Source organism: Nocardiopsis camelliae (assembly GCF_028993595.1).
Taxonomy (GTDB): Bacteria; Actinomycetota; Actinomycetes; order Streptosporangiales; family Streptosporangiaceae; genus Nocardiopsis; species Nocardiopsis dassonvillei.
In genome coordinates this window covers 534,478-559,494 of record NZ_CP118614.1, presented here as the reverse complement: position 1 = coordinate 559,494, position 25,017 = coordinate 534,478, and the positions used below count along the sequence as shown (strand labels likewise).

Sequence of the window (25,017 nt, the reverse complement as noted above, 5' to 3'; positions counted from 1 at the left end):
GGTCGGCCGGACCGGTGGGCCGCGCCGGGGCCGCGCGCGGGTTCCGCGTCGCGGCCCCGGGGGCCTCGGGGCGGTCGGCCGGGGTGGTCAGGCCGGCGCGGCGCCGGTGAGGGAGCAGTCCCGGCGTGACAGGTCCAGTTCCGAACGGTCGGTCAGGCAGGCCGGGACCGTGTGGACCTGCTGGCCGTAACCGCGTCCCTGCTCGAAGGTCACGTTCCCGTCCGCGTCCACCTCGCAGGGGTTGTCGTCCGTGCACTCCCCTCCGTCCCTGTTGTGGGTGTTGTGGACGCCCACGACGGTGGAGCCGTCGGCGGCCAACAGCACCGAACCGGACATGCCGGGGTAGGGGAGGCACCCCTCTCCGGAGGTGTAGCGGATCGGGTCGTCCTGTTGGTAGCCGCCCTCGCGCAGGTGCGCGGGCACGGCCTCGACGGAGCAGTCCGACCGGGTGCTGGTGGAGACCATGGCCACCTCGTCGCCGGGGCGCACGGGGGTGGTCCCGAGTTCGAAGACCTTCGCCCCCCGGGAGTCCAACTGCTCGTAGGTCCGGTCCAGGCGGTAGAGCGCGACGTCGGTCCCGGTCATCGTCGCGTACACCAGGCGCTCGGCCCGGGCGGTGACCAGCGGGTAGCCCCGGGAATCGGCCACGGGCACCTCCAGGTCGGCGGGCCGGTCCACGAGGGCCTCCCCCGGCGCCGGCCGGTCCTCCTGTACGCAGTGGCCGTTGGTCAGCATCAGCGCCGGCGCGTCCGGCTCCGAGGTCGGGGTGCGCACCACCGAGCCCACGCAGCCCTGGAGGCCCACCATGCCCCCCACGTCCGGGATCTCGTCGTCCGGGGGCACGTCGGTGCCGGAGACGACGCCGTCGATCCACCCGGTGTGCCGGGTGGCGTCGGTGAACAGCGTGGGCGCCCCGTCCCCGCTGGGACCGCTGACCACCCCGGCCAGCGCCCACACGCCGTTCTCGCGGACCAGCGCGGGGCCGCCCGAGTCCATGTTGGCCGCGGCCACGCTCCCGTCCCTGCTGCCGATGCACAACTCGCCCTCGACCGCCTGGCCGAGGCACGCCGAGGGCGGCTGCACCACGGTGTCGGCCTCCCGCAACCGCGTCGGGAAGCAGTCGGGGTTGCCGGTGTCGTCGCACGTCATGCCCCAGCCCATGATCCGCACCGGTGTCCCGGCCGGTGGCGAGGCCGAGGCGATGGGCACCGGGCTGGCCTCGACGGGGTGCTCCAGGTGCATCAGCGCGAGGTCCCTGCCCCAGAAACCCCCTTCGTCCCTGTTCGTGGCCAGCCGGTAGTAGTGGTCGACCTCGGCCACCTCGCCCCCGGAGTCGGAGTCCGGCGACCCGACGCGGACGCTCCAGCCCCGAGGAACGCCCGTCTGCGCGTCGGTCGGGTTCTTCCCCGCGCAGTGGCTGGCGGTGAGCACCCACTGGGGCGCCAGGACGACGACCCCGCACCCGTGGCCGTCCGGGCGCGGCGGCGCGGGGTAGTCCGGTTGGAACGAGCCCATGAACTCATACGACTGTGTTGACGGTCTGCCGCCCACGACGGCGTGCGCCGGGGCCGTGGTGACCACGGTCGCGGTCACCGCCAGGACGAGAGCGGCCAGGAGAGTACGACTTCGCATGCGCCCGACCGTAGGAGGGCGGTTGTTGCGCGGATGTGTGGTCCCCGCGTCCGCGACCGCGCCCCGGCGGACCCGGGCCCGAGGCCCGGACGCGGGACGGCCGGGCGGCCGGGAGTGGTGACACGGGCGCGTGTGCGGCGCCCAAGGTTTTCGCAACAGGCTCCCGCCTATGCTGAACGGCCACGGAGCCGGGTCGCGGGGACACCGGTGTCGTCGGCGGGGCGTGCCGGGACGCGGCAACGATCGGAGCGGGAGGGGACGCCATGCGTGTGCTGATCGTCGAGGACGAGGTCTTCATGGCCGAGGCGCTCCAGGCGGGGCTGCGCCAGGAGGCCATCGCCGCCGACATCGCCCTCGACGGCGACCAGGCGCTGGAGCGCGCCTCGGTCAACGACTACGACGCGATCGTCCTGGACCGGGACATCCCGGGGGTCCACGGTGACGACGTGTGCGCGGCGGTGGTGCGCGACCATCCCGGGACCAGGGTCCTGATGCTCACCGCCGCGACCCGGCTGCGGGACAAGGTGGGCGGGTTCGCGCTGGGCGCCGACGACTACCTCACCAAGCCCTTCGCACTGGAGGAACTGGTCGTGCGCCTGCGCGCACTCGCCAGGAGGCCCTCCTCGTCCGTTCCGCCGGTACTGGAATGGGGCGGCCTGCGTCTGGACCCGTACCGCAGGGAGGCCGACCGGGACGGGCGCCGACTGAGGCTGCCCCGCAAACAGTTCGCCGTCCTGGAGCTGCTCATCAGGGCGGAAGGGGGCGTGATCAGTTCCGAGACGCTGCTGGAGAAGGTCTGGGACGAGAACGCCGATCCGTTCACCAGCGCGCCCCGGGTGACGATGTCGCAGCTGCGCAGGTCCCTGGGCAGGCCGGACCCCATCGTCACCGTACCCGGGGCCGGTTACCGTCTCGCCGATCCCCGGGACGTGCGGTGAACGCGCACGTCCCCGGCCCGCCCGGGAGGAGGGGCCGGGGACGCCTCCGCCTGACCCTGAGCTACGCCGGGTTCCTCGTGGCGGCGGGCCTGGCGGTGATGGCCGGGGTCTACGTGGTCCTGCGCTACGTCCCCGACTATCCGCTCACCGCGGCCAACCCGCGCGACTCCGGCGGCCTGGTCGTCCCGACCCGCGGGCAGATCCTCGACGCCGTCATCGTGGTCTCCGGGGTCGTCCTGGTGGTGTTGGCCGTGATCGGACTCGTCGGGGGGTGGTTCCTCGCCGGATGGGTGCTGCGCCCCCTGCACCGGATCAACGAGGCCGTGCGCATCGCCGCCTCGGGGCGGCTGGAGCACCGCATCAGGCTGTACGAGCGCGACGACGAGTTCCGGCAGCTCGCCGACGCCTTCGACCACATGCTCGACCGCCTGGAGAACGCCTTCGAGACCCAGGAGCGCTTCGCCGCCAACGCCTCCCACGAGCTGCGGACGCCGCTGGCCGTGACGGCCACCCTCCTGGACGTGGCCCGACGCGACCCGGAGGGGCAGGACGTCCCGCGCCTGGTCGAACGGCTCAGCGTCACCAACGCCCGGGCGGTCGAGCTCACCGAGGCCCTCCTGCGGCTGGCCGACGCGAACGCCGTGACCGCCGTCTCCGCGCCGGTCGACCTGGCCGACATCGTCCGGGGAGTCGTGGCCGAGAACTCGGCGGAGGCCGAGCGCCGCGGGGTGCGGCTGTACCTCGCGTCGGCTCCGGCGCCGGCGCTCGGCGACCCCGCGCTGCTCACCCAGCTCACGCAGAACCTGGTGCAGAACGCGCTGCGCCACAACGTGGGGCGGGGCGGGACGGCTTCGGTCAGCACCGGCCTCTCCCCCGGCGCCGGGGCCGTCCTGCGAGTCGACAACCCCGGTCCGCACCACACGCCCGAGACGGTGGCCCGCCTGCACGAACCCTTCCTGCGCGGACAGGGCAGGTTCGGGCCCGACTCGGGTCACGGGCTGGGGCTGGCCCTGGTCGCGCGGGTGGTCGAGGTCCACGGCGGCGCACTGGACCTGCGTCCGCGCGCGGGCGGGGGGCTGACCGTGACGGTCACGCTCCCCCGCCTGAGCGGTCACCTCACGCCGTCACCGTAGACGCGTCCCAGGTGACCGGGAGGCTCTTCAGCCCTGCTGGCGCTCACCCGCCCCGGCAGGTCGGGCCGAGAACCGAGGTTCCGCGTGCCCCCCGTCCCGGGCGACGAGGACTTCACCACCGGGAACCGTCGGAACGGGGCGACCCGGCCGGGGCTCGGAGGCATCCGCACGGAAGGGTGCCATCGGCCCGCAGGCCCTCTTCGCCAGCGGCGGCCGGGGACGGCGACCACCGACCACGGCAGTGAAGACACCTAAGTGTTCCGCTCGTCCCCACCAGAGGATGGATGTGTCCGTGAGAAGTGCCTGAGGAAACTGGCGTCCACATCGATGTCTCCGGAGAGCCGCCAAGTGCGGCGTTCGAAGGAGAGGTCGCCTGTCACAACAAGTGGGAGGTTCCTCTGATAGGCGATGATCGCCCATCGATGGTCCTCACCTTCGAGTGACACTTGGACGTTTCTCGTCTTTCCGCTCACCTCTGTCAGGAGTGTGATATCTGCCGCCTCCTCCTCGCCCGGTGGAGTTTCCTCGCGCGCCAGACCCTTCACGATTCCGATAAGCGTTATCCTGCGCGACGGTTCCTCCCTTCGCACAAGGCGCTCACGAAGGCGCGGCAGTTCCACGATGACATCACGGTCGAGGACTATGGTGGACTCGGCCACGTCAGGAGGCGCTTTCGCTGCCGCCCATTGAAAGGAGAGGTCCACGGAGCGGAGTTTGTCCGGGCGTGTCATCTCCTCCATGGACTCCACCAGGGCTGCGCTCAGCCCGAGATCCGATGGTGAGTCGAGTACGCGCTCGTCCCAGTGCAGGGCCAGGCGACGGGCGGACTCCAGCCCACGGGCGAGTGTGGCCATGACGAGACGCGCGAACGCCGGAGGATCAGCGGACCCGCCGCTTTCTCGGTCCTCTGGCGGTTGGTCTCCGAGGAACGCCGAGACGGTGAAGACGAAACTTCCCTGCTTCGTCTGCCCCAGCCGGATGCTCTCATCCAGGAAGTCGGCCACGATCGCAGGCCTTCGGCCTCTGTGGGAATGGAGGGGATCGGCGGCTGTCGTGGCCGCCGCCTTCAGCATCCTGAACAGGGAGTCGACTGTACTCCCAGCCTGACGGAAGGGTATCGACCCATCCGACATCGGCTGGTTGAGGCGCACGAGGAAGATATCGGAATGTGTCGCGGTGACGCGTTCCCGAAGTTCAACGGCATCTGTCATATACACATGACAGAGAGATTCGATGGTGTCCTTGAATCTGGCTTGGAAGTCCACGAAATCCGTGGCGAGAGGCAGCATGACACGCGCGGAACCGTATTCAGGGGACTGGTCCAACCGCCAGATCTCTCGAATACCCGGTTGTCTGCCCTCCAGTTCCCATCCGTGTGACGCCAGGAACCGAGACACCGACTGGGGCGTGAGCAGAGAAGCCGCTTCGCTGAGGGGGTCAAGCGTGGTGGGGGTCATCAGAAGCCTCCCTCCTCGCCGAGCTTCTTCATGATGCCCAGAAGCTGCTCCGGGGTAAACAGGTTACTGCGCGGCAGGTGAACGGTCCGGGTCCGGCCGACCTCGCCCGTCGACACGAACTCGGTCGCGGCCTGCCAGTACATCCTGCTCTCGGTGACCAGCCCGCGCTCGTCGACCGAGAGCCAGCGGTCGGGGTCCTCCGGAACGAGAAGGACTCCGAGGTAGGCCGGAACGTACCGTTTCCCTCTGGTGAGCTTCCGGAAGGGCTTCCCCTTCATCGGCCAGGCCATGTGGTCGTCAGCGAGGTAGCGGGCCTGGGTCGTGCACTTGAGCTGGAGCTCGAACTGGGGAGCGTAGAAGCGCTTGTACTCTGCGGCCGAGGCCAACGTGATGTCGACACCACTGTAGCCAGTTCACCACGTCCGCCGCCCCGGTCCGCAGTGAAGCCGGACAGGCTTGTGCACACGGGGAGCAGGACACCGCAGCCGCGCTCACAGCCAGCCTCGGAACGGCGGAGACGGCAGCTCAGCGGGAGGGACGCGTTCCAGCTGACCGCCCGTGGAGCGACGGACCAGCGGGTTCGGGCCTTCGGGGGAACGGTCGGAACACCCCTTCCGGAACGGACGAGGGTCCTGTTCTCGTGGCCTTCGTCCGTGCCCGGGCAGCCGACCGGGACGCGACCCCGCGCGTCACCGGCTCGCGGTCACACGTCCCAGGTGACCGGGAGGCTCTTCAGCCCGTGCAGGTCCGCGGTCTCCGGACGCAGTCCGGCCTCGACCTCCCCGGCGGGCACGGCCAGGCGCAGCGTGGGGAAGCGGTCGAACAGCGCGGGCAGTGCGACCCGCATCTCGACGCGGGCCAGCTGCTGGCCCAGGCACTGGTGGATGCCGTGGCCGAAGGCCAGGTGCCCGCCCTCGCGCCTGCCGATGTCGAGGACGTGGGGGTCGGTGAAGCGCTCGGGATCGCGGTTGGCGGTGTTGAGCGACAGGACGACCGTCGTACCGGCCTCGACTGTCCGGCCGCCCAGCTCGACGTCCTCCAGCGCCGTCCTCGTGAACGTCTTGGCCACGCTCAGGTACCGCAGCAGCTCCTCCACGGCCCGGTCGGCGAGCGAGGGGTCGGCGCGCAGCGCGGCCAGCTGCCCCAGGTCGCGCAGCAGGGCGAAGGCGCCCAGCGCCAGGGTGTTCGCGGTGGTGTCGAACCCGGCCGCCAGCAGGACCAGGCTGATCCCCTTCAGCTCCTCGTCGGTCAGGTCGCTGTCGGTGAGGTCGCTGAGCACGTCGTCGGTGGGGTTCGCGCGCTTGGCGGCCACCAGTTCCGCGAGGTAGCGCTGGGTCGCGGTGTAGGCCGCTGTCAGGTCCTCGTCGCTCGTCTCCCCGTTCATGAACCCGTCGATGTTCTCCTGGAAGGCGCTCCGGTCCTCGTACGGCACCCCCAGCAGCTCGCAGATCACCATGGTGGGGACGGGCTTGGCGAACGCGGTCACCAGGTCCGCCGTCGGCCCGGCCGCCTCCATGGCGTCCAGGTGCTCGGAGGTGATCTCCTCGACGCGCTCGGTGAGCAGCCGCATCCGCCGCGCGGTGAACCTGCCCACCAGCGGTTTCCTGTAGCGCCCGTGCTGTGGCTCGTCCATGAGGAGGAACTCGCCGGGCGGCGCCGGGGGGACCTCGATGTCGCCGTAGTCGATCAGCGGGTGGTGCCGCATGAGCTCCTTGCGGGAGCTGAAGCGCGGGTCGGCCAGGACCGACCTGACCAGGTCGTATCCGGTGACCAGCCAGCCCTGGTGGCCGTCGGGGAAGGGGTAGCGGCTGATGGGGCCGTGCTCGCGCGCCTCGGTCAGCTCCCGGGGCGGGTCGAAAGGGCAGCCGGGTCGGCGTGCCGTCGGCAGCGCCGTGACGGTGTGGAGGGGGGTGCTCATGGCCGTTCCTCGTCTGGTGGTAGTACGTGTCCGGCGCGGTCGGGGGACCGCGTCGCGTCGTCGTCCTCGCTGGTGGGTCCGGTCGGTCTCCGGGCCGATCCGGTCCCCTCTCGCGTATGTTCAGGACCGGTGGACGATGACGTCGCCGTGGACGCTGCGGGCGCGGATCTCGACGGTCTCCTCGGCGGGGCCGGGGCCGTCGGCGGCCTCCAGGGAGCTGCGCACGACGCCCTTCTTGGACACCGCGTCCAGCCAGGCGGCGGTGCCCTCGCGGACGCCGATCTCCACTTCCCCGAAGGCGGTCCCGACGTCGACGCCGCCCCGGACCACCTGGCCGAGCCGGATGCTTCCGTGGTGGGTGCGCGCGGCGACGGAGGCCAGGGTGCGGTCGGCGGTGATGTCACCGTGCGCGGAGTTGGCCCGCAGGTCTCCGGTCACCGTGCCGAGGGTGAGGGCGCCGCCCGTGGACTTGACCACGGCGGAGCCGTCGATCTCCCCGGCGCGGACCCAGCCGTGCCCCGTGGTGAGCTCGGCGTTTCCGGTGACCCGGTCCACGGCGATGTTGCCGTTGGAGAAGGCGATCTCGGACGCGCCCAGGACCCCCTCGCAGCGGGCGCTGCCGAAGCCGCCGCTGACGTGGAGGCGCGAGCCCGCGGGCAGTTCGACGGTGATGTCGACCATGCCCTTGCGCCCGATCACGCGGCCCAGGCCCGAGGGCTGGGGGTCCCTCACCTGGAGGCGGCCTCCGGCGCACTCGATCTCGACCTGCTCGGCGGCCCGCACGTCGCTCTCCTTGGAGGCGTCGCGCGGGTGGACCTCGACGGTGGTCTCGGTGCGGCCTCCGGCGCTGATCTGGAGGGTTCCGGCGACCAGGGTGATGTCGGCGGTGACGGGTTCGGGGGTGTCGAAAGTCGGCATGGCTGTCTCCCTGACGTGGCGTTGGTGGTCGTCTCCACTGGTGGGAGACGTGGTGGAGTCGGGCGGCCGGTTCCGGTCAGCGGACCCAGCCGGTGTAGCCGCGGCCGATCTGGCGCGCCCGGGTGTCGGGGCGGCGCCTGCCGCTGTCGAGGGACGCGGTCACCGCGCGCACCAGCCAGGCGTTGACCGACAGCCCCTCCCCGCGGGCCGCCTCCTCGACGTGCGGCTTGAGGCGGTCGGGCAGGCGCAGGGTGATCCGCGACGTGCCCCCGTCCTCGGCGTCGGCCCGGAGCTGCTCCGCGAGCACCCGGTCGGCCTGGGTGACGTCACCATGGTGCGCCTGTGACGTCATTGGGCCGTCGGCTTCGACGTCCTCGAAATCGGGTGACGTCACGATGAAGTCGGCCCGCCGCCCGCGCAGCCGGACCTCGACCGAACCGGGCGCGAGCTCACGCGTGATCTCGTCCGCGGCGGCGGAGAGCGCGTCCAGCAGGGTCAGCCGCGCAGCGGGCTCCAGGGCTGCGCTGAGGCGCTCGGCGATGACCCGGGCTTCCTCGTTCCCGGCTTCGGCCGCCACCTGGAGCTGGCGGCGGAGTTCGTCGACATACGGCATCAGTTCCATGACGTCATAATGGTGTCAGATATGACGTCATGTCAAGTGCCCGCAGCCCCCGGACCGCAGCGCAAAACCGAAAGCCGCACCCCCTCAGGGGTGCGGCTCTTCGTCGCCGGGGCCGGGTCGGGGCGCGTGGTACCCGCCCGGCCCCGGCTCGTCCCCGTGAACGCGGCAGGCCGAACAGGCCCCCAGCGCGGCCCGGGGAAGGCCGGTATCACCGGGCTCCGGCCTTCTCCCTCTCCTTCCTCCGGGGCCGCTCGAACAGCCAGGAACCGCCGATCGCCGTCAGTGCGCGGTGCAGGGCCAGGCAGAGGGCCATGATGACGACGGTGAGCACGATCGGTTCGATCGCGGCGGTCAGTGTCCCGCGCGGTTCCAGCACCGACAGCGGACCCTGCAGGAGAACGCTGATCACTGCCAGCAGCGGCATGTGGATGACGTAGATCGGCAGCGTCTGCCGCCCCAGCCAGCTCATGACCTGGGTGACCCGCTTCAGGTGCCGGCTGATGAGGACGGAGGCCAGGACACCGAAGCAGATGGCCAGCACGGAGACCACAGTCCAGGCCCCGAACCATTCCTGGGCGTTCAGCACCGCCATGAACAGGAGACCCGCGGCGTAGGCGGCACCCGCGGCCAGCATCCGGGGGAAGGACGCGTTGGCGGCGAGCTTCTCGACCACGGGACGCAACCGCAGGCCGGCCAGGAAGAAGAACAGGTTCTGGAAGACCTGGTAGAGGTTGCTGGAGTCCGGGCCGGGGATGAGGCCCGCAGCCGCGACCGTCGAGATCACGAGCGCCCCGCCGAGGAGCCAGGGGGTCGGCACGTTCCGGGTGAGCCGCGCGATCGTGAAGTAGAGCGCGAGGGCGTACAGGTACCACAGGTTGGTCGGTGAGATGGTGGCTTGCGCGAGCAGTTCCCAGAGGTCGCGTGCGCGCGCGGTGTCGATGTCGGGCGTGAACCACATGACCGCGGTGTGGATCAGCAGCCACAGGAGGTAGAGGTAGGCGAGGTTCGCGATCCGGGTGCGCCCCAGGACCCGCCAGGGCCGGTGCACCGCGCTGAGCGCGAACACGCCGGAGATGGCGAAGAAGAGCGGCATCCGCAACGGCAGCAGTTGCTCGCCCAGGAGACCCCACGCGCCGGTCAGCGGGAGGGAGGTCTCCCAGTCGACCTGCTGGTAGTGCTTCGTGATGACGTGCCAGATGACGACCAGGGTGATGCACAAACCCTTGGCGACGTCAGGCCAGGTTTCGCGCTTTCGCGACATATCGGGCATTTTTTCCCACATGAGTTCGGAAATGGAGGGCTGCGATCTCGGGTTTCTCGGCGCTCGGGGCGGACCCGGTGACCGGCGGACATATCGCCTGACCTCAGGTGGGGGCCTGTGACCGCTGGCGTGTCGACTACCTGTTGTGCGCTCGGCGCTCCGCCGCACCGTGCTCGTGCGAGCGCGGAGGGCTGGAGCCGGTCGCGCGGACCGAAGGTGCTCGGCAGCTGAGCCAGACGCGAATTCACCGTTGTTTCATTCGCGAACCGCTCCGTGCTGGTCGCGGTTCCGGAAGCCCCGCTGGCGGCTCCGATGGGGAGGGGCTCGTGCTTCCGGCCGGGTGGAAAAGCTCAGGAGGCAGCTCGCGGACCTCCTGGGGCTCACCGTCGGGGGGCCGGATCAGTGGGGGGAGGGGCCGGTGCGCCGCGGCACACGGCGCCCGTCGGCCGAGGCGGGCTGGCGTCTCCCCGGAGGAGGACGCCCGCTCCGCGACCCGGGGACCGCGCGGTCGCGGCCCGCTCGACCTGGCTCAATCCGGCAGCTTAAGGACGGATATGGCTGGTGAAACTTATTGCACTGCCTCAAACTTCCCATAGGCACCCTAGAATCGACTATTCATGCCATGCCGGTCAGAATACGGCAAATCTAGAGTGTCCGTTTTGGGCGTCCGAATGTTGAGACCGCCGCACCGATGACCTGCGTTCACGGCCGGTCCGCCCCGAAGCCGGGGGTGGCCTCCCGTGTCCGCCCCGGACACCGCCGAACGTCCACGGCACAGCCGGGCAGGCGGCGGCACACGGCCCGGCGGACCTCGTGCGCGCGCCGCCGGGTCCTCGGCGGCCGTCGGAGCCGACCGGGTCAGGCGGGGTCGGGACCGTGCAGCGGGACGAAACCGCCGAAGGCGCCGCGGTGGTACAGCAGCGGCGGGCGGAGGTCGTCAAGGACCAGCGTGTGCGTCACCTCGCCGACGACCAGCCAGTGGTCGCCGATCAGCCGGGTGTCGAACCTCCGGCACACCAGGCTGGCGGGCACCCCGTCGAGCAGGGGGACCTCCTCGGGCCCCGGACGCCACGACGTGGGCGGGGCGAAGCGGTCCGCGCCCCGGCGGGCGAACCTCGCCGCCAGGTCGGTCTGGTCCTGGGCCAGCAGGTGCACGGCGAACGCCCCGGCCAGGTGCAGCGTCGTCCACGTCGAGGAGGTCTCGGCGACGTAGAAGGCCACCAGCGGCGGGTCGAGGCTCACGCTGGTGAACGAGGTGGCCGTCAGCCCGACGGGGCGGCCGTCGACACCGGCCGTGACGACGACGACCCCCGCCGGGTGGTGCCGCAGCGTCTCGCGGAACCGGGCGGCCTCGGAGGCGGGGTGGGGCGGTGAAGCGCTCTGCGCGGTGCTCATCGGACTCTCCCTCGGTGCTGGGGAACGCGGCGTTCAGGCGGCGTGCGCGGCGGGACCACCGCACGGTCGGCGGCCCGACAGCGGCCGGGCCCCGTGGAGGCGGACAGGTCCGGGAGGCGGACGCCCACGGGGCGGGACGGCGCGTCCGGCGCGGAGGAGGGGCCGGGGCCGGGGAGGCGGATCCGGGGCGGGACCTCGGCGCTCCGCGCGCAGCGGCCCTTCCCTGCCCCGGATCCGCGGGCCGACCGCGCGGCCGCCGCTCCGGCGGTCGTCGGAGCGGCGGCCGGAGGTCGGCCCCGGGGCGGCGGCTCCGCGATTCCGCCGCCCCGTGTCAGGGGTCCTTCCCTTCAAGCCACTTTGCCAACCAAAAAAGTAGGAAATAGCCGCGGAGACCAGGGCTCCGAACGGCGCCTCGACACGACGCCTCCGCAGCGGTCCCGCCCGCGGCAGCCTCAGGCCGCTCCGGAGACCTCCGGTCCCGGTACGGCTCCGGCGTACTGGCTGGGAGGACGGGGCAGGCCGTAGTGGTCGCGCAGGGTCTCCCCCTCGTACTCCTCCCGGAAGAGGCCGCGCTCCAGGAGGATCGGCACCACCTGGTCGACGAAGTCCTCCAGGCCGCCTGGGAGGTGGGGCGGCATGACGTTGAACCCGTCGGCGGCCCCGGCCTCGAACCAGCCCTGGATCTCGTCCGCCACCTGCTCGGGCGTGCCCGCGAAGGTCCGGTGTCCGCGCCCGCCGCCCAGGCGTCCGATCAGCTCTCCCACGGTCAGCGACTCGCGCGCCGCCAGGTCCGCCACCAGGGTGAACCGGCTCTTGTTGCCGCGAATACTGTCCTCGCCCGGCAGCGGGGGCAGGGGGGCGTCCAGCGGGTGCCCGGTCAGGTCCACCCCGAGCATCTGGGAGAGCTGGCGCAGGGCGTAGTCCGGGGAGATGAGCCCGGTGAACTCCGCCTCCAGTTCCTTGGCCGCGGCCTCCGTCGGCGCGATGAACGGCACGATCCCGGGCAGGACCTTCAGCTCGTGCGGAGCGCGCCCGAAACGCGCCAGCCGCCCCTTGATGTCGCGGTAGAAGTCCACCCCGTCCCGGAGGGTCTGCTGCGCGGTGAACACCGCCTCGGCGTAGCGGGCGGCGAACTCCCTGCCGTCCTCCGAGGACCCCGCCTGCACCAGCACCGGGCGCCCCTGCGGCGGGCGCGGGGAGTTCAGCGGCCCGCGCACCCGGAACCGCTCGCCCTCGTGGTCGATGGCGTGGACGCGGTCGGGGTCGGCGAACACCCCCTCTCCGGCGTCGAGCCGCAGCGCGCCGTCCTCCCAGCTGTCCCACAGCTTGACGACGACGTCGGTGAACTCCGCCGCCCGCGCGTAGCGGTCGGCGTGGTCGGGCACCTGGTCCAGTCCGAAGTTGGCCGCCTCGTCCTCGCGGCCGGAGGTGACGATGTTCCATCCGGCGCGCCCGCCGCTGATGTGGTCCAGCGAGGCGAAGGCCCTGGCCAGGAGGTAGGGCGGGTAGTAACCGGTGGAGGCGGTGGCGATCAGCCCCACCCGCTCGGTCACCGCGGCCATCGCGCTGAGCAGGGTGATGGGCTCGAAGGCGGCGAGGGTGTTGCGCTCGACCCGGTGCCCCACGGCCAGGCCGTCGGCGAAGAACACCGAGTCCAGCCGCCCGCGTTCGGCGACGCGCGCCAGGTTCTGGAAGTGCGCCACGTCCAGCACCCCGTGCTGCCGCGTGCGCGGGTGCCGCCAGGCCGCCTCGTGGTGCCCCACCCCCATGAGGAAGGCGTTGAGGTGGAGCCGTCGTCCGTCGGTCATCTGCGTGGTCCTTCGCTGTCGTAGGTCGTCCGTCGCCGGTCGTCCGTCGGCGGCTGTCGGTCGGCGGTCCCGGGCGGCCCCGCCGTGGCCCGCGGTCACCGCACGGTCGTGCGCCAGCGGGAGAAGCGCCGTTCGAGCGCGACGAGGACGCCGTTGAGGGCCACCCCCACCACGGCGATGGCCAGGATGCCCGCGTACATGTCGTGGATGAGGAAGTTGAGCTGCGCGGCGTTGACGAGGTAGCCCAGGCCCGACTGGGAGCCGACCATCTCCGCGGCGATGAGCACGAGGATCGAGGAGGCCCCGGCCATGCGCACGCCGGTGAAGATCGACGGGACCGCGGCGGGCAGCACCACCTTGCGGAACAGCGCGAGCGGCCCGAACCCCAGTGACACCGCCGACTTGACGAGCAGGGGGAGGGCGGCCCCGGCCGCCGCGGTGTGGCGCAGGATGTCGCGTCGGGTGTGCATGTGTTCGCTCCGGAGGGCGGCGGGCCGGGCCCACCGGCCCGCCGCGGGCAGAAGGAGGTTCGGGCGCGCGGGTCAGACCGCGGGGGTGTAGCCGCTGGAGTCGCCGGTCAGGGAGCGGCTGGGTCGGCCGTCCACGCCCTTGGGGAGGTCGCCGCCGACGGTGATGCGGTGCAGGCGCCGGGGCTCGTCCCCGTAGTCGGCCACGGCGTAGTGCTGGGTGGCGCGGTTGTCCCACACGGCCACGTCCCCCTCGCGCCAGCTCCAGCGGACGGTGTTCTCGGCCCGGGTGACGCGCTGCTGGAGCAGGTCGAACAGGTGCTGGAAGTCCTTGCTGCTCAGACCGGTGAAGTGCTGGGCGAAGTGTCCGAGGAACAGGACCCGTTCGCCCGTCTCGGGGTGGACGCGCACCACGGGGTGCTCGGTCTTGAACAGGGTGGAGACGAAGGCCTCCCGGTACTCCCTGAGGTCGCCGGTGGGCTCGCGTTCGGGGGCGACCGCCGCGTAGTCGTAGTCGTTGGTGTGGACCGCGCGCAGGCCGTCGGCGAGGTCCTTGAGCGGCTGGGGCAGGTCCTGGTAGGCGGTGGCCGTGTTGGCCCAGACGGTGTCGCCGCCGCGCGGGGGCAGGTGGACGGCGCGCAGGACGCTGGCCTGCGGCGGGCGGTCGACGAAGGTGACGTCGGTGTGCCAGCTGTTGGCCTTGCCCCGCTCGGAGTCGATCGGCAGGACGTGGTGGTCGCCGCCGAAGGCCGCGCCCGTGGTGGGGTGCGGGGTGGTGAGCGGGCCGAGCAGGGCGGCGAAGCCCGCCTGGGTCTCGTCGGTCAGGTGCTGCTGGTCGCGGAAGAAGACCACCTTGTGGGCGAGCAGGGCAGCCCGGATCGAGGCGACGGCGGCCCCGTCCAGGTCGGGGCCCAGGCGCACGCCGGAGATCTCGGCGCCGATGCGTCCGGCGACGGGGCGAAGGGACAGGTCCGTGGTGGTGGTCACGGCAGGGCTCCTCACGGGGGCGGGAAGGCGCGGCGGTCACCTCACGCGTCCGGTCGCGGGCCGTTCGCGGCGAGTGACACGAAGGTAGGACCGGCCGAACCCTAAAGTCAACTAAGTTGATAGGAATAATGTGTTTTCATGGCGCGCACCACCGGAAACACCCCGTGACCACCGCAGGAATGCGCGCGGAGCCCGGAGCCCCGCCCGGGCGGCCGTGGAAAAAACCCCGCGACCACCCGGCCGCCTACTTGGCCACTATTCCTACCAACATGGTAGATTTACCTCCATCGCCACAACGGCGCCCGGTCCGGCGCCCGCGGCGGACCGGGACCGGGCGCCGCGTCCGGGCCGGACACCGCGCAGACCTCCACCGCTCCGCGTATTCCTCCCCACCGGAAGGCCCACATGCGCACTCTCGTCCTCCTCGCCGTCGCGGGGTTCTTCGCCCAGCTCGTCGACGGCAGTCTCGGCATGGCCTACGGCGTCACCTCCACCACCCTGCTCCTGCTCTTCGGCACCAACCCGGCCGCGGCCTCGGCCACGGTCCACCTCGCCGAGATCGGCACCACGCTGGCCTCGGGCGTCTCGCACTGGAAGCTGGGCAACGTCGACTGGAAGGTCGTCCGGCGCATCGCCCTGCCCGGCGCGATCGGCTCGTTCGCCGGAGCGACCTTCCTGAGCTGGCTGTCCACCGAGGCCGCCGCGCCGATCATGTCCGGCATCCTGCTCGCGCTCGGCCTCTACATCCTCATCCGCTTCACCGCGTGGGGAACGCCGACCCGGAACCTGGACAAGCCCCTGCGCAGGCGCTTCCTGACCCCGCTCGGCCTGGTGGGCGGGTTCGTCGACGCCACCGGAGGCGGCGGATGGGGCCCGGTCGGCACCCCCGCCCTGCTGGCCAGCGGGCGCATGGAGCCGCGCAAGGTCGTCGGCACCATCGACACCAGCGAGTTCATCGTCGCCCTCGCCGCCAGCCTCGGCTTCCTGGTCGGTCTGGGCGCGGCCGGGATCAACGTCGGCTGGGTGCTCGCGCTGCTGATCAGCGGCATCGTCGCGGCGCCGATCGCCGCCTGGATCGTGCGCTACATCCCGCCCCGGATCCTGGGTTCGCTGGTCGGCGGGCTGATCGTGCTGACCAACACCCGGACGCTGCTCGGCACCGAGTTGCTGACCCTTCCCCCGGCGGCCCAGACGGCCGTCTACGTGGTCGTGTGGGCGGCGTGGATCGGCGCCGTGGTCTGGTCGCTGCGCGCCCACCTGGTCGAGCGCCGCACCGCCCCCGCCGCACCGGAGGAGGGCGCGGAGCCGACCGCGCGCAGCGCCGCCGAGCAGGAGGAGCGGCGCTCCTCCGACACCGCCTCCTGAGGGGGCGCCCCGGCGCGGGGCGCCGCGGCCTCCGGCCCGGGCGGCGGACGGGTCAGTCCAGCTCCCGGGCCAGCAGCGGGATCCGGCCGCCCGCCAGCACCGCCTCGACCTGCGCCGGGGAGAGCTGGTGGTCCAGCCGGTACTCCTCGTCCCTCGTCGTGTTGCGCACGGTCAGCTCCGGGCCGGAGGACAGGGCCTCCTCCAGGCCGTCCAGGACGAGGACGTCGCCGGAGTCGACGCGGTCGTAGTCGCCGGGTTCGGTGAAGCGCAGGGCCAGCACCCCGAAGTTGGCGAGGTTCTGCCAGTGGATGCGGGCGAAGGACTTGGCGATCACCGCCCGCAGACCCAGGTAGCGGGGGGTGATCGCCGCGTGCTCGCGGGAGGAGCCCTGCCCGTAGTTCTCCCCGCCGACCACGATGTGCCCGGACCCCCCGGCGGTCTCCTCGGCCCGGCTCGGATAGTCCTCGTCGATCCGGGTGAAGGTGAACTCGGCCAGCCGGGGCACGTTGGAGCGGAAGGGCAGCGCGTCGGCGCCCGCCGGGGAGATCTCGTCGGTGGAGACGTCGTCGCCGACCTTGAGTAGCACCGGCGCCTCGATCCGGTCGGGCAGGGGCGGGAAGTCCGGCAGCGCGGAGATGTTGGGCCCCTTGACGAGTTCGACCCGCGCGGCCTCCTCCGGCGGCAGCGGCGGGACCAGCATCGCGGTGTTGACCGCCGAGCGCTCCGGCGGCCGCAGGTCGGGATGGTCCAGGTCCAGTTCCCCCGCCAGGTCGCGCGGGTCGGTGATGACGCCGGTGAGCGCGGAGGCGGCGGCCGTCTCCGGGGAGCACAGCCACACCGCGTCCTCCTTGGTGCCCGAGCGGCCGGGGAAGTTGCGCGGGAAGGTGCGCAGCGAGTTGCGGCCGACGGCCGGAGCCTGGCCCATGCCGATGCAGCCCAGGCATCCGGCCTGGTGGATGCGGGCCCCGGCCTGGATGAGGTCGAGGGTCGCTCCCGCGCGGGTCAGGTCGGAGAGGATCTGGCGTGAGGACGGATTGACGTCGAAGCTGACGGCGCTGTCGGTCTGGCGGCCCCTGACCATGGCGGCGGCGACCGCGTAGTCGCGCAGCCCCGGGTTGGCGGAGGAGCCGATGACGACCTGGCTGACGTCGGTGCCCGCCACCTCGCGGACCGGGACGACGTCGCCGGGCGAGGAGGGCCGGGCGATGAGCGGCTCCACCCCGGACAGGTCGATCTCGTCGGTCACGTCGTAGTCGGCGTCGGCGTCGGGCAGCAGCTCGCTGAAGTCGTCCTCGCGCCCCTCGGCGCGCAGGAAGTCGCGCACCGCGCCGTCGGAGGGGAAGACCGTGGTGGTGGCGCCCAGCTCGGCGCCCATGTTCGCGATGACGTGGCGGTCCATGGCGGTGAGCGCGGCGACCCCGGGGCCGTGGTACTCGATGATCCGGTTGAGCCCGCCCTTGACCCCGTGCCGCCGCAGCATCTCCAGGATGACGTCCTTGGCCGAGGTCCACGGGGGCAGCTCGCCGGTCAGGCGCACGCCCCAGATGTGCGGCGCCCGGACGCGCAGCGGGCGCCCGGCGATGGCCATGGCCACCTCCAGGCCGCCGACGCCGACCGCCAGCATGCCCAGCGAACCGGCGGCGCAGGTGTGGGAGTCCGAGCCGACCATCGTCGCGCCGGGAACCCCGAAGCGCTGCATGTGCGTGGGGTGGGAGACGCCGTTGCCGGGCTTGGAGTACCACAGGCCGTACCGGCGCGCCGCCGAGAGCAGGAACGCGTGGTCCTCCGCGTTCTTCTCGTCGGTCTGGAGCAGGTTGTGGTCCACGTACTGCACGCTGACCCCGGCCCGGGTGCGGTCCAGGCCGAGGGCCTCCAGCTCCTGCATGACCAGGGTGCCGGTGGCGTCCTGGGTGAGGGTCTGGTCGACGGAGAGCCCGATGACCCCTCCGGGCACCATCTCCCCCTCGACCAGGTGCGCGTCGATCAGTTTGCGCGCGACTCCGCGTCCCATGGCGTTCTCCCCTCGTCCGCCTCCCCCGCCCCTGACCGCGCGGGCGCGCCGCAAACGGGGGCGCCGCCGGTCCGGCGCGCGGCGGGCCGGGCGGGGGCGGCCCGTCCCCCGGGCTCCGCGGGGGAACCTCCCATGAGGGGGTTGTCACACAGGAGTGTGGTTCCTACCATGGTGCCCGTTCATCGAATCGATTCGACGGATCCGCGTGACGGGCTGTCGAATCGCTTCGACAACGGTGTGCGGGGAGGGAGGCCGCGATGGTGACCATCAAGGACGTCGCCGCGGCGGCGGGCGTGGCCCCGAGCACGGTGTCCTACGTGCTCAGCGGCTCCCGCAGCGTCTCCGAGCGGACCCGGTCCGCGGTGCGGACGGCCGTCGACGAACTCGGCTACCACCCCAACGCGGGCGCGCGCTCCCTGCGCAGCGCCCGCACCCGCGTGATCGCGCTGGCCCTGCCGCTGGCCTCGTCCGGCTACCTGCCGGTCGGCGGGCGGTTCATGCACGGGCTGAGCCGCGCCGCCGGGGAGCTGGGCTACGACCTGCTGCTCCTGACCGTGCGCGACGACGACGCCGGGGCGCACGGGCTGGAGCGCGCCGCGCGCAGCAGGCTCGCCGACGTGGCGGTGATCATGGGCGTGGAGATGGAGGACCCCCGCATCGGCGCGATGGACGCGCTGGGGTTCCCCGTGGTGGTCCTCGGCCGCCCCTCCGACGAGGACGCCGCGCCCTGGGCCGACCTCGACTGGGAGGAGGCCGCGGTCGCCTCGCTGCGCCTGCTGCACGGCGCCGGGCACCGCGACCTGTGCTTCGTCTCGACGGTGGAGGAGGACATCGCCTCGGGCCGCAGCTACTCCGTGCGCGGTCTGCGCGGGGCCGAACGCGCCGCAGCCGAACTCGGCGTCCCCGTGCGCGTCCTGCCCTCGGCGAAGGACCCCGCCGAGCTGTACCGGCGGCTGGACGCGCTCCTCGACGGGGAGCGCCCGCCCACCGCGCTCGCCCTCCAGCACCCCGCCGCCGTGCCCGGCGTCCTGCGCCACCTCGCCGCGCGCGGCGCCGACGTGCCGGGGGAGGTCTCCCTGGTGGCCGTCGGCAGCTTCCCCGAGGACCTCGCGGGACTGGACGTGACCCGGATCGAACTGCCCGTCGAGCGGATGTCGGCCGCCGTGACCCGGCTGGCCGCCGAGGCCGCGCGCGGCAGTCCGCGGCTCCCGGGAGGACGGCGCGAACTCATCCCGCCCGAGATCACCCCCGGGGGGACGGTCGCCGCTCCCCCGCCCTGACCCCCACCGGCCCCGGCGACCCGCTCGCCGGACCCGACGGCCGGTCGCGGCCCCGGTGGCGCCAGCCCCCGACGCGACCGGCGCGTTGACAACCGCCCCCGCCGAGAAGGCCCCCCGACATGCACGGACACCCGTACCGAAACCCCCACCGCCAACTACGAACGGCGTCGGCGGCCGCCTGCGCCGCGGCGCTCGCCCTGACCGGAGTCGGCTGCGCGGCCGAACGCGACCCGAGCGTGTACACCATCATGGACTCCAGCACCGACGAGCCCTACCACACCTGGGACCAGGAGGCCATGGACGCCTGCGGGGACCGGGTGGGCGTGGACGTGCGCCACATCAGCGTGCCCGCCGACCAGCTCGTGCCCAAGGCCCTGCGCATGGCCTCCTCCGACTCGCTCCCCGACGTGCTCAACCTCGACGGCTCGGACCTGCCGCAGTTCGCGGCGGCCGGGGGCCTGGTACCGCTGGAGGAACTCGGCATACCCACGGACGGCCTGTCCGAGGGCGCCCTGTCCATCGGCAGCTACGAGGGCGTGTACTACGGCGCCGCCCGGTCGGTGAACTCCCTCGGGCTCTTCTACAACACGGCCGTCCTGGAGGAGGCGGGCATCGACCCGCCCGGGACCTGGGCGGAGCTGGAGGAGGCCGCCGCCGAGCTGACCGGGGGCGAGCGCTACGGCCTGGCGATCAGCGCCCTGGCCACCGAGGACGGCGTCTACCAGTTCCTGCCGTGGCTGTGGTCCAACGGCGGCGACGAGAGGGAGCTGGCCTCGCCGGAGTCGGTGGAGGCGCTGGAGTACGTCACCTCGCTTGTCGAGGCGGGGTCGGTCTCCCCCTCGGTGGTCAACTGGACCCAGGCCGACGTCAACGACCAATTCATCGCGGGCAACGCGGCCATGATGGTGAACGGCCCCTGGCAGCTGCCGGTCCTGCAGGAGCACCCCGACCTGGAGTGGGCCGTGGCGGAGATCCCCGTGCCCGAGGCCGGGGACACCTCGGTCGCGCCGATCGGCGGAACCACCTTCACCGTGCCGGTCAACGCCGAGGACCCCGACCGCGAACGCGTGGCCGCCGAACTCGTGGCCTGCCTGACCACGGCCGAGGCGCAGCTGGACTGGTCGACCAAGGGCAGCAACGTGCCCGTCGACACCGAGGCGGCCGAGCAGTACCGCGACCTGGTCCCGGAGCTGGCCCCGTTCGTGGACCAGGTGCGCACGGCGCGCAGCCGGACCGAGTACGCCGGCACCGAGTGGAACGCCTACTCCCAGGCCATCGGCACCGCGCTCCAGGCGTCGCTCACCGGCGAGGCGGGTCCGCAGGAGGCCATGGAACGCGCCCAGGCGCGGGTCGAGGCGGAGCTGGAGGCCCGGTCATGACGGTGGCGACAACGACGGAGACCGCGGGGGCGGCGGCCGCGGCGCGCGGGCGCCGGAACCCCTCGAACCAGAACCTCACGAAGTGGCTGTTCGTCGCCCCGGCGCTGCTGTACATGCTGCTGTTCTTCGGGTACCCGCTGGTCCGCAACGTGGTGATGAGCTTCCAGGACTACACCTTCGCCACGTACTTCACGGGGGAGGCGCCGTTCAACGGGCTGGACAACTGGCGGGCGGTCTTCGCCAACGAGCTGTTCGGCGCGTCCCTGTGGCACACCCTGCTGTTCACGCTGGGATCGCTGGCGGGCCAGTTCTGCATCGGCATGGCGCTGGCGGTCTTCTTCAGCCGCCGCTTCCCGCTGTCGGGGATCATGCGGTCCCTGCTCCTGCTGCCGTGGCTGATCCCGATGGTGGTGGCCGGAACCGTCTGGCGCCGGGTCCTGGACCAGGAGACCGGCGTGCTGAACGAGTCGCTCCAGGCGCTCCAGATCACGTCGTCGGCCGTGCCCTGGCTGAGCAGCCCCGACTTCGCGCTGCTGTCGGTGGTGCTGGTCAACATCTGGATCGGCATCCCCTTCAACATGGTGATCCTCTACGGCGGGCTCCAGGAGATCCCCGCGGAGCTGCGCGAGGCGGCTGTGCTCGACGGCGCGGGACCGCTGCGCACCTTCTTCGGGGTGACCCTGCCCCTGCTGCGTCCCGTGGTGACCGTGGTGCTGGTGCTGGGCTTCATGTCGACCGTGAAGATCCTGGACCTGATCCTGGCGCTGACCAACGGCGGTCCGGCGCACTCCACGGAGACCCTGGGCACCCTCACCTACCAGCTGTCCTTCCTCCAGCTCGACTTCGGCCAGGGGGCCGTGGTCGGCAACGTCCTGATCCTCGTCAGCATGGTGTTCGCGGTCATCTACCTGCGCGCCAACCGTGGAGGTGTCACCAGATGAGCGCCGCATCCGAGAGCACCGCCGCCCCCGCAGCGGCGGGCCCGACCCGCGGCGGCGGGGCGCCCGCCGCCGCTCGGCCCCGGCGCCCGCGCATGACGCGCGGGGCGTGGGGCGACGCCGTGAGCGTGGTGTTCGGCGTCCTGGTCCTGGCCGTGCTGCTGTTCCCGCTGTACTGGATGGTCAACACGGCGCTGCAACCGGGCGCCGCGATGGTGGAGCTGCGGTGGTTCCCGCGCACGCTCGACCTCGGCAACTTCCAGCGGGCCTGGGAGTCGCAGGCGGGCAACCTGCTCACCTCGATCCTGGTGGCGCTCGGCGCGGTCGCGGTCTGCCTGGTGGTGGCCACCCCGGCGGCCTACGCCCTGGCCCGGTTCCGGCTGCGCGGCGCGGAGACGGTCGTGTTCGCCACCCTGATCACCCAGATGGTCCCGGGCATCGTCGTGGCCAACGCGCTGTACAACGCCTACGTCGAACTGGACCTGGTCAACTCCTACCTGGGGCTGATCCTGGCCGACGCGTCCCTGGGCATCCCCTTCACGATCGTCCTGCTGCGCGCGTTCATGGTGTCCATCCCCGAGGAGGTGCTGGAGGCCGGGATGCTCGACGGCGGCGGACGCCTGCGCGTGCTGGTCTCGATCGTGCTGCCGATGAGCCGCAACGCGCTGATCACGGGCAGCCTGTTCACCTTCCTGTTCGCGTGGTCGGACTTCCTGTTCGCGCTGACGCTGAACACGACCGACGCGGTCAAGCCCGTGACGCTCGGCATCTACGAGTACATCGGCGCGCACGTCGGCGACTGGGGCGCCGTCATGGCCGTGGCCGTCCTCTCCTCGATCCCCGCAGCGGTGCTCCTCGTCGTCGCGCAGAAATACGTGGCGGCCGGGATCTCCGGGGGGTCGATCAAGTGACCCGCCGCCCGCGCCACCGGCGAACCGAGACCACGACGACAGGGAAGGGACGCCCATGAAGTTCACCGACGGCTTCTGGCAGATGAGGGAGGGCGTGCGCGCCAACCGCGCGCGCGAGGCCCGCGACGTGCGGGTGCGCGACGACCGTTTCACCCTCTACGCCCCGGTGCGCCCGATCGGGCACCGGGGGGACACCCTCAACACACCGCTGATCACGGTGGACTGCTGGTCGCCCGCGCCCGGTGTGATCGGTGTGCGGAGCACGCACCTGGCGGGCTCGGTCCGGCGCGCGCCGGAGTTCGACGTGCGCAGCGCCCCCGGCGCCGCGCCCTCCGTGAAGCGGGACGGTTCCTCGGTGGAGCTGACCAGCGGGGACCTGTCGCTGCGGGTGGCCACCGAGGGCCCCTGGCGGATGGAGTTCCGCGCGGGCGGCGCGGTGCTGACCGGCTCCGACGCCAAGGGCACCGCCTTCATGGAGGACGCGGACGGCTCCCACCACATGCTCGGTCAGCTGTCGCTGGGGATACGCGAGCTGGTGTACGGCATGGGCGAGCGGTTCACGCCGTTCACGCGCAACGGCCAGACCGTGGACATCTGGCAGGCCGACGGCGGCACGAGCAGCGAGCAGGCCTACAAGAACGTGCCGTTCTACCTGACCAACCGGGGCTACGGGGTGTTCGTGGCGCACTCGGGACCGGTGTCGTTCGAGGTCGGCTCGGAGTCGGTGGGCCGCGTGCAGTTCAGCGTGGAGGACCACGCCCTGACCTACTACGTGATCCACGGGGAGAGCCCCAAGGAGATCCTGGCCCGCTACACCGCGCTCACCGGTCGCCCCGCGCTGCCGCCGGAGTGGTCGTTCGGACTGTGGCTGTCCACGTCGTTCACCACCTCCTACGACGAGGGCACGGTCAACCGCTTCATCGACGGCATGGCGGAGCGGGGCGTGCCGCTCAGCGTGTTCCACTTCGACTGCTTCTGGATGCGCGAGTTCCACTGGTGCGACTTCGAGTGGGACCCGGAGCTGTTCCCCGATCCCGTGGGCATGCTCTCCCGGCTCAAGGGGCGCGGGCTGCGGACCTGCGTGTGGATCAACCCCTACATCGCCCAGCGGTCGGCGCTGTTCGAGGAGGGCTCCCGGCTGGGGCACCTGGTCCGGCGGCCGGACGGGACCGTGTGGCAGTGGGACATGTGGCAGGCGGGGATGGCGCTGGTGGACTTCACGTCCGCCGACGCCCGCGCGTGGTACGCCGGGAAGCTCAAGGCCCTGCTCGACATGGGTGTGGACTGCTTCAAGACCGACTTCGGCGAGCGGGTGCCGACCGACGTGGTGTGGTCGGACGGCTCCGACCCGCAGGCGATGCACAACTACTACACGCACCTGTACAACGAGACGGTGTTCGACCTGCTGACGCGCGAGCGCGGTGAGGGCGAGGCCGTCCTGTTCGCGCGCTCGGCCACGGCGGGCGGGCAGAGCTTCCCGGTGCACTGGGGCGGCGACTGCGCCTCGACGTTCGAGGCGATGGCGGAGAGCCTGCGCGGCGGCCTGTCCCTGGGGCTGTCGGGGTTCGGCTTCTGGAGCCACGACATCGGCGGCTTCGAGGGCACACCCGACGCCGCGGTGTTCAAGCGCTGGCTCGCGTTCGGCCTGCTCTCCTCGCACAGCAGGCTGCACGGCAGCCGCTCCTACCGGGTGCCGTGGGACTTCGACGAGGAGTCCACCGAGGTGGCCCGCGTGTTCACCCGGCTCAAGTGCGCGCTCATGCCCTACCTGTTCGGCGCGGCCGTGCAGGCCCACCGGGAGGGGACGCCCGTGATGCGCGCGATGCTGCTGGAGTTCCCCGACGACCCGACCTGCCACCACCTGGACACCCAGTACATGCTGGGCGAGGACCTGCTGGTCGCCCCCGTGCTGAGCGCGGACGGCTCCGTGGAGTACTACGTCCCCGAGGGCGTGTGGACCCACCTGCTCACGGGCGAGACGGTGCGGGGCCCGGCCTGGCGCCGCGAGACCCACGGGTTCGACTCCCTGCCCCTGCTGGTGCGGCCGAACGCGGTCCTGCCGGTCGGGGCGGTGGACGACCGGCCCGACTACGACTACACGGACGGGCTGACCCTGCGCGTGTACGGCGCCGGGGAGGCGGCCCCGGCGTCCACCACGGCTGTGCCGTCCGCGGACGGCTCCGCCGCCGCGGTCTTCCGGACCGGGCGTTCGGAGGCCGGGGTCACCGTGGAGGCCGAGGCCGCTCCGGCCCACGGGTGGCGGGTGCTGCTGGTCGGCGCGGGCGGGGCCGAGGCCGACGTTCCCGGCGCGGAGGTCACCGTGACCGGCGAGGGCGCTCTGGTGACGGTCCCGGCGGGTACCGCCCGCGTGGGTCTGCGCCTGTCCTGAGACGGGCCCGGTCCCGGACCGCGTCCGGTCCGGGGCCGGGAGCGCACGGGATGACGAGGGGGCGCGGGCCGACCCTGACCGGCGCCCCTTCGCGGCGGGGAACGCGGGCCCTCCGGCTCGGCGTTCCCGCCGACGGTCCCGGCCGCCCCTTCCTCACCGCCGTCATCCAGCGCGGCGGCGACGGGAACGGCGCCCGCGGGCGGGCGGC

General features: G+C 72.3%; 20 protein-coding genes. 8 read left to right on the top strand and 12 right to left on the bottom strand.

Translation table 11 applies throughout. The features are described from left to right. Positions 1–87: 87 nt before the first annotated feature. Positions 88–1,632 (bottom strand): S1 family serine peptidase, encoded by a 1,545-nt coding sequence (locus PV789_RS02625; RefSeq protein ID WP_274976008.1) that lies wholly within the window; start codon positions 1,630–1,632, stop codon positions 88–90. Positions 1,633–1,895: 263 nt separating this feature from the next. Between PV789_RS02625 and PV789_RS02620 the strand changes: the two genes are divergently transcribed. Beyond that, positions 1,896–2,570 carry a response regulator transcription factor gene (locus tag PV789_RS02620; protein WP_274976007.1) on the top strand — a complete coding sequence of 225 codons (675 nt, stop codon included), beginning with the start codon at positions 1,896–1,898 and terminating at the stop codon, positions 2,568–2,570. Continuing rightward, positions 2,567–3,703: a sensor histidine kinase gene (locus PV789_RS02615; RefSeq protein ID WP_274976006.1), complete on the top strand. Its 1,137-nt coding sequence runs from the start codon at positions 2,567–2,569 to the stop codon at positions 3,701–3,703. The genes PV789_RS02620 and PV789_RS02615 overlap by 4 nt, the downstream gene beginning before the upstream one ends. Before the next feature lie 251 nt (positions 3,704–3,954). Here PV789_RS02615 and PV789_RS02610 read toward each other — a convergent pair whose 3' ends face one another. From PV789_RS02610 to PV789_RS02565, 10 genes are all read right to left on the bottom strand, one after another. Beyond that, a complete protein-coding gene (locus PV789_RS02610) occupies positions 3,955–5,160 on the bottom strand; it encodes a hypothetical protein (protein ID WP_274976005.1) in 1,206 nt (401 codons plus the stop codon). Next, positions 5,160–5,546 carry a DUF4365 domain-containing protein gene (locus tag PV789_RS02605; protein WP_274976004.1) on the bottom strand — a complete coding sequence of 129 codons (387 nt, stop codon included), beginning with the start codon at positions 5,544–5,546 and terminating at the stop codon, positions 5,160–5,162. The genes PV789_RS02610 and PV789_RS02605 overlap by 1 nt, the downstream gene beginning before the upstream one ends. Before the next feature lie 317 nt (positions 5,547–5,863). Further along, a complete protein-coding gene (locus PV789_RS02600; protein WP_274976003.1) occupies positions 5,864–7,078 on the bottom strand; it encodes a cytochrome P450 in 1,215 nt (404 codons plus the stop codon). Positions 7,079–7,198: 120 nt separating this feature from the next. Then, positions 7,199–7,996, bottom strand: coding sequence for a DUF4097 family beta strand repeat-containing protein (locus PV789_RS02595; RefSeq protein WP_274976002.1), 798 nt, complete (start codon positions 7,994–7,996; stop codon positions 7,199–7,201). Between the two features lie 76 nt (positions 7,997–8,072). Continuing rightward, a complete protein-coding gene (locus tag PV789_RS02590; RefSeq protein WP_368045812.1) occupies positions 8,073–8,618 on the bottom strand; it encodes a histidine kinase in 546 nt (181 codons plus the stop codon). 208 nt (positions 8,619–8,826) lie between these two features. Continuing rightward, positions 8,827–9,879, bottom strand: coding sequence for an acyltransferase family protein (locus PV789_RS02585; protein WP_274976001.1), 1,053 nt, complete (start codon positions 9,877–9,879; stop codon positions 8,827–8,829). Positions 9,880–10,737: 858 nt separating this feature from the next. Next, entirely contained in the window at positions 10,738–11,274 is a 537-nt protein-coding gene (locus tag PV789_RS02580; RefSeq protein ID WP_274976000.1) for a flavin reductase family protein, read from the bottom strand. A gap of 452 nt (positions 11,275–11,726) precedes the next feature. Then, the gene (locus PV789_RS02575; RefSeq protein ID WP_274975999.1) at positions 11,727–13,082 is read right to left on the bottom strand and encodes an LLM class flavin-dependent oxidoreductase; all 1,356 of its coding nucleotides are present in this window, start codon (positions 13,080–13,082) and stop codon (positions 11,727–11,729) included. A 95-nt stretch (positions 13,083–13,177) separates the two neighbouring features. Further along, the gene (locus PV789_RS02570; RefSeq protein ID WP_274975998.1) at positions 13,178–13,552 is read right to left on the bottom strand and encodes an ABC transporter permease; all 375 of its coding nucleotides are present in this window, start codon (positions 13,550–13,552) and stop codon (positions 13,178–13,180) included. Between the two features lie 72 nt (positions 13,553–13,624). Further along, positions 13,625–14,536, bottom strand: a complete 912-nt coding sequence (locus PV789_RS02565) for a TauD/TfdA dioxygenase family protein (RefSeq protein ID WP_274975997.1) — start codon at positions 14,534–14,536, stop codon at positions 13,625–13,627. 405 nt (positions 14,537–14,941) lie between these two features. Here PV789_RS02565 and PV789_RS02560 point away from each other — a divergent pair, with 405 nt between their 5' ends. Continuing rightward, positions 14,942–15,901 carry a sulfite exporter TauE/SafE family protein gene (locus tag PV789_RS02560; protein WP_274975996.1) on the top strand — a complete coding sequence of 320 codons (960 nt, stop codon included), beginning with the start codon at positions 14,942–14,944 and terminating at the stop codon, positions 15,899–15,901. 52 nt (positions 15,902–15,953) lie between these two features. Here PV789_RS02560 and PV789_RS02555 read toward each other — a convergent pair whose 3' ends face one another. After that, positions 15,954–17,912: an aconitate hydratase gene (locus tag PV789_RS02555; RefSeq protein ID WP_274975995.1), complete on the bottom strand. Its 1,959-nt coding sequence runs from the start codon at positions 17,910–17,912 to the stop codon at positions 15,954–15,956. A 257-nt stretch (positions 17,913–18,169) separates the two neighbouring features. On the opposite strand from PV789_RS02555, the gene PV789_RS02550 reads away from it, so the two are divergent. The 5 genes from PV789_RS02550 (at position 18,170) to yicI (ending at position 24,809) form a co-directional block, all read left to right on the top strand. Continuing rightward, positions 18,170–19,192 carry a LacI family DNA-binding transcriptional regulator gene (locus tag PV789_RS02550; RefSeq protein WP_274975994.1) on the top strand — a complete coding sequence of 341 codons (1,023 nt, stop codon included), beginning with the start codon at positions 18,170–18,172 and terminating at the stop codon, positions 19,190–19,192. A gap of 119 nt (positions 19,193–19,311) precedes the next feature. Beyond that, positions 19,312–20,571 (top strand): sugar ABC transporter substrate-binding protein, encoded by a 1,260-nt coding sequence (locus PV789_RS02545; RefSeq protein ID WP_274975993.1) that lies wholly within the window; start codon positions 19,312–19,314, stop codon positions 20,569–20,571. After that, on the top strand, positions 20,568–21,512 hold the full coding sequence (locus PV789_RS02540; protein WP_274975992.1) for a carbohydrate ABC transporter permease: 945 nt from the start codon (positions 20,568–20,570) through the stop codon (positions 21,510–21,512). Before PV789_RS02545 ends, PV789_RS02540 begins: the two co-directional genes overlap by 4 nt. Beyond that, positions 21,509–22,420 carry a carbohydrate ABC transporter permease gene (locus PV789_RS02535; RefSeq protein ID WP_274975991.1) on the top strand — a complete coding sequence of 304 codons (912 nt, stop codon included), beginning with the start codon at positions 21,509–21,511 and terminating at the stop codon, positions 22,418–22,420. The genes PV789_RS02540 and PV789_RS02535 overlap by 4 nt, the downstream gene beginning before the upstream one ends. 55 nt (positions 22,421–22,475) lie before the next feature. Next, complete coding sequence (gene yicI / locus PV789_RS02530; protein ID WP_274975990.1) at positions 22,476–24,809, top strand: alpha-xylosidase; 2,334 nt, start codon at positions 22,476–22,478, stop codon at positions 24,807–24,809. Positions 24,810–25,017 lie beyond the last annotated feature (208 nt).

Bases quoted from the DNA above. Each gene is read 5' to 3' on its own strand.
- PV789_RS02625 (WP_274976008.1), bottom strand. From the start codon at position 1,632: ATGCGAAGTCGTACTCTCCTGGCCGCTCTCGTCCTGGCGGTGACCGCG.
- PV789_RS02620 (WP_274976007.1), top strand. From the start codon at position 1,896: ATGCGTGTGCTGATCGTCGAGGACGAGGTCTTCATGGCCGAGGCGCTC.
- PV789_RS02610 (WP_274976005.1), bottom strand. From the start codon at position 5,160: ATGACCCCCACCACGCTTGACCCCCTCAGCGAAGCGGCTTCTCTGCTC.
- PV789_RS02600 (WP_274976003.1), bottom strand. From the start codon at position 7,078: ATGAGCACCCCCCTCCACACCGTCACGGCGCTGCCGACGGCACGCCGA.
- PV789_RS02595 (WP_274976002.1), bottom strand. From the start codon at position 7,996: ATGCCGACTTTCGACACCCCCGAACCCGTCACCGCCGACATCACCCTG.
- PV789_RS02590 (WP_368045812.1), bottom strand. From the start codon at position 8,618: ATGGAACTGATGCCGTATGTCGACGAACTCCGCCGCCAGCTCCAGGTG.
- PV789_RS02585 (WP_274976001.1), bottom strand. From the start codon at position 9,879: ATGTCGCGAAAGCGCGAAACCTGGCCTGACGTCGCCAAGGGTTTGTGC.
- PV789_RS02580 (WP_274976000.1), bottom strand. From the start codon at position 11,274: ATGAGCACCGCGCAGAGCGCTTCACCGCCCCACCCCGCCTCCGAGGCC.
- PV789_RS02575 (WP_274975999.1), bottom strand. From the start codon at position 13,082: ATGACCGACGGACGACGGCTCCACCTCAACGCCTTCCTCATGGGGGTG.
- PV789_RS02570 (WP_274975998.1), bottom strand. From the start codon at position 13,552: ATGCACACCCGACGCGACATCCTGCGCCACACCGCGGCGGCCGGGGCC.
- PV789_RS02560 (WP_274975996.1), top strand. From the start codon at position 14,942: ATGCGCACTCTCGTCCTCCTCGCCGTCGCGGGGTTCTTCGCCCAGCTC.
- PV789_RS02555 (WP_274975995.1), bottom strand. From the start codon at position 17,912: ATGGGACGCGGAGTCGCGCGCAAACTGATCGACGCGCACCTGGTCGAG.
- PV789_RS02550 (WP_274975994.1), top strand. From the start codon at position 18,170: ATGGTGACCATCAAGGACGTCGCCGCGGCGGCGGGCGTGGCCCCGAGC.
- PV789_RS02545 (WP_274975993.1), top strand. From the start codon at position 19,312: ATGCACGGACACCCGTACCGAAACCCCCACCGCCAACTACGAACGGCG.
- PV789_RS02540 (WP_274975992.1), top strand. From the start codon at position 20,568: ATGACGGTGGCGACAACGACGGAGACCGCGGGGGCGGCGGCCGCGGCG.
- PV789_RS02535 (WP_274975991.1), top strand. From the start codon at position 21,509: ATGAGCGCCGCATCCGAGAGCACCGCCGCCCCCGCAGCGGCGGGCCCG.
- yicI (WP_274975990.1), top strand. From the start codon at position 22,476: ATGAAGTTCACCGACGGCTTCTGGCAGATGAGGGAGGGCGTGCGCGCC.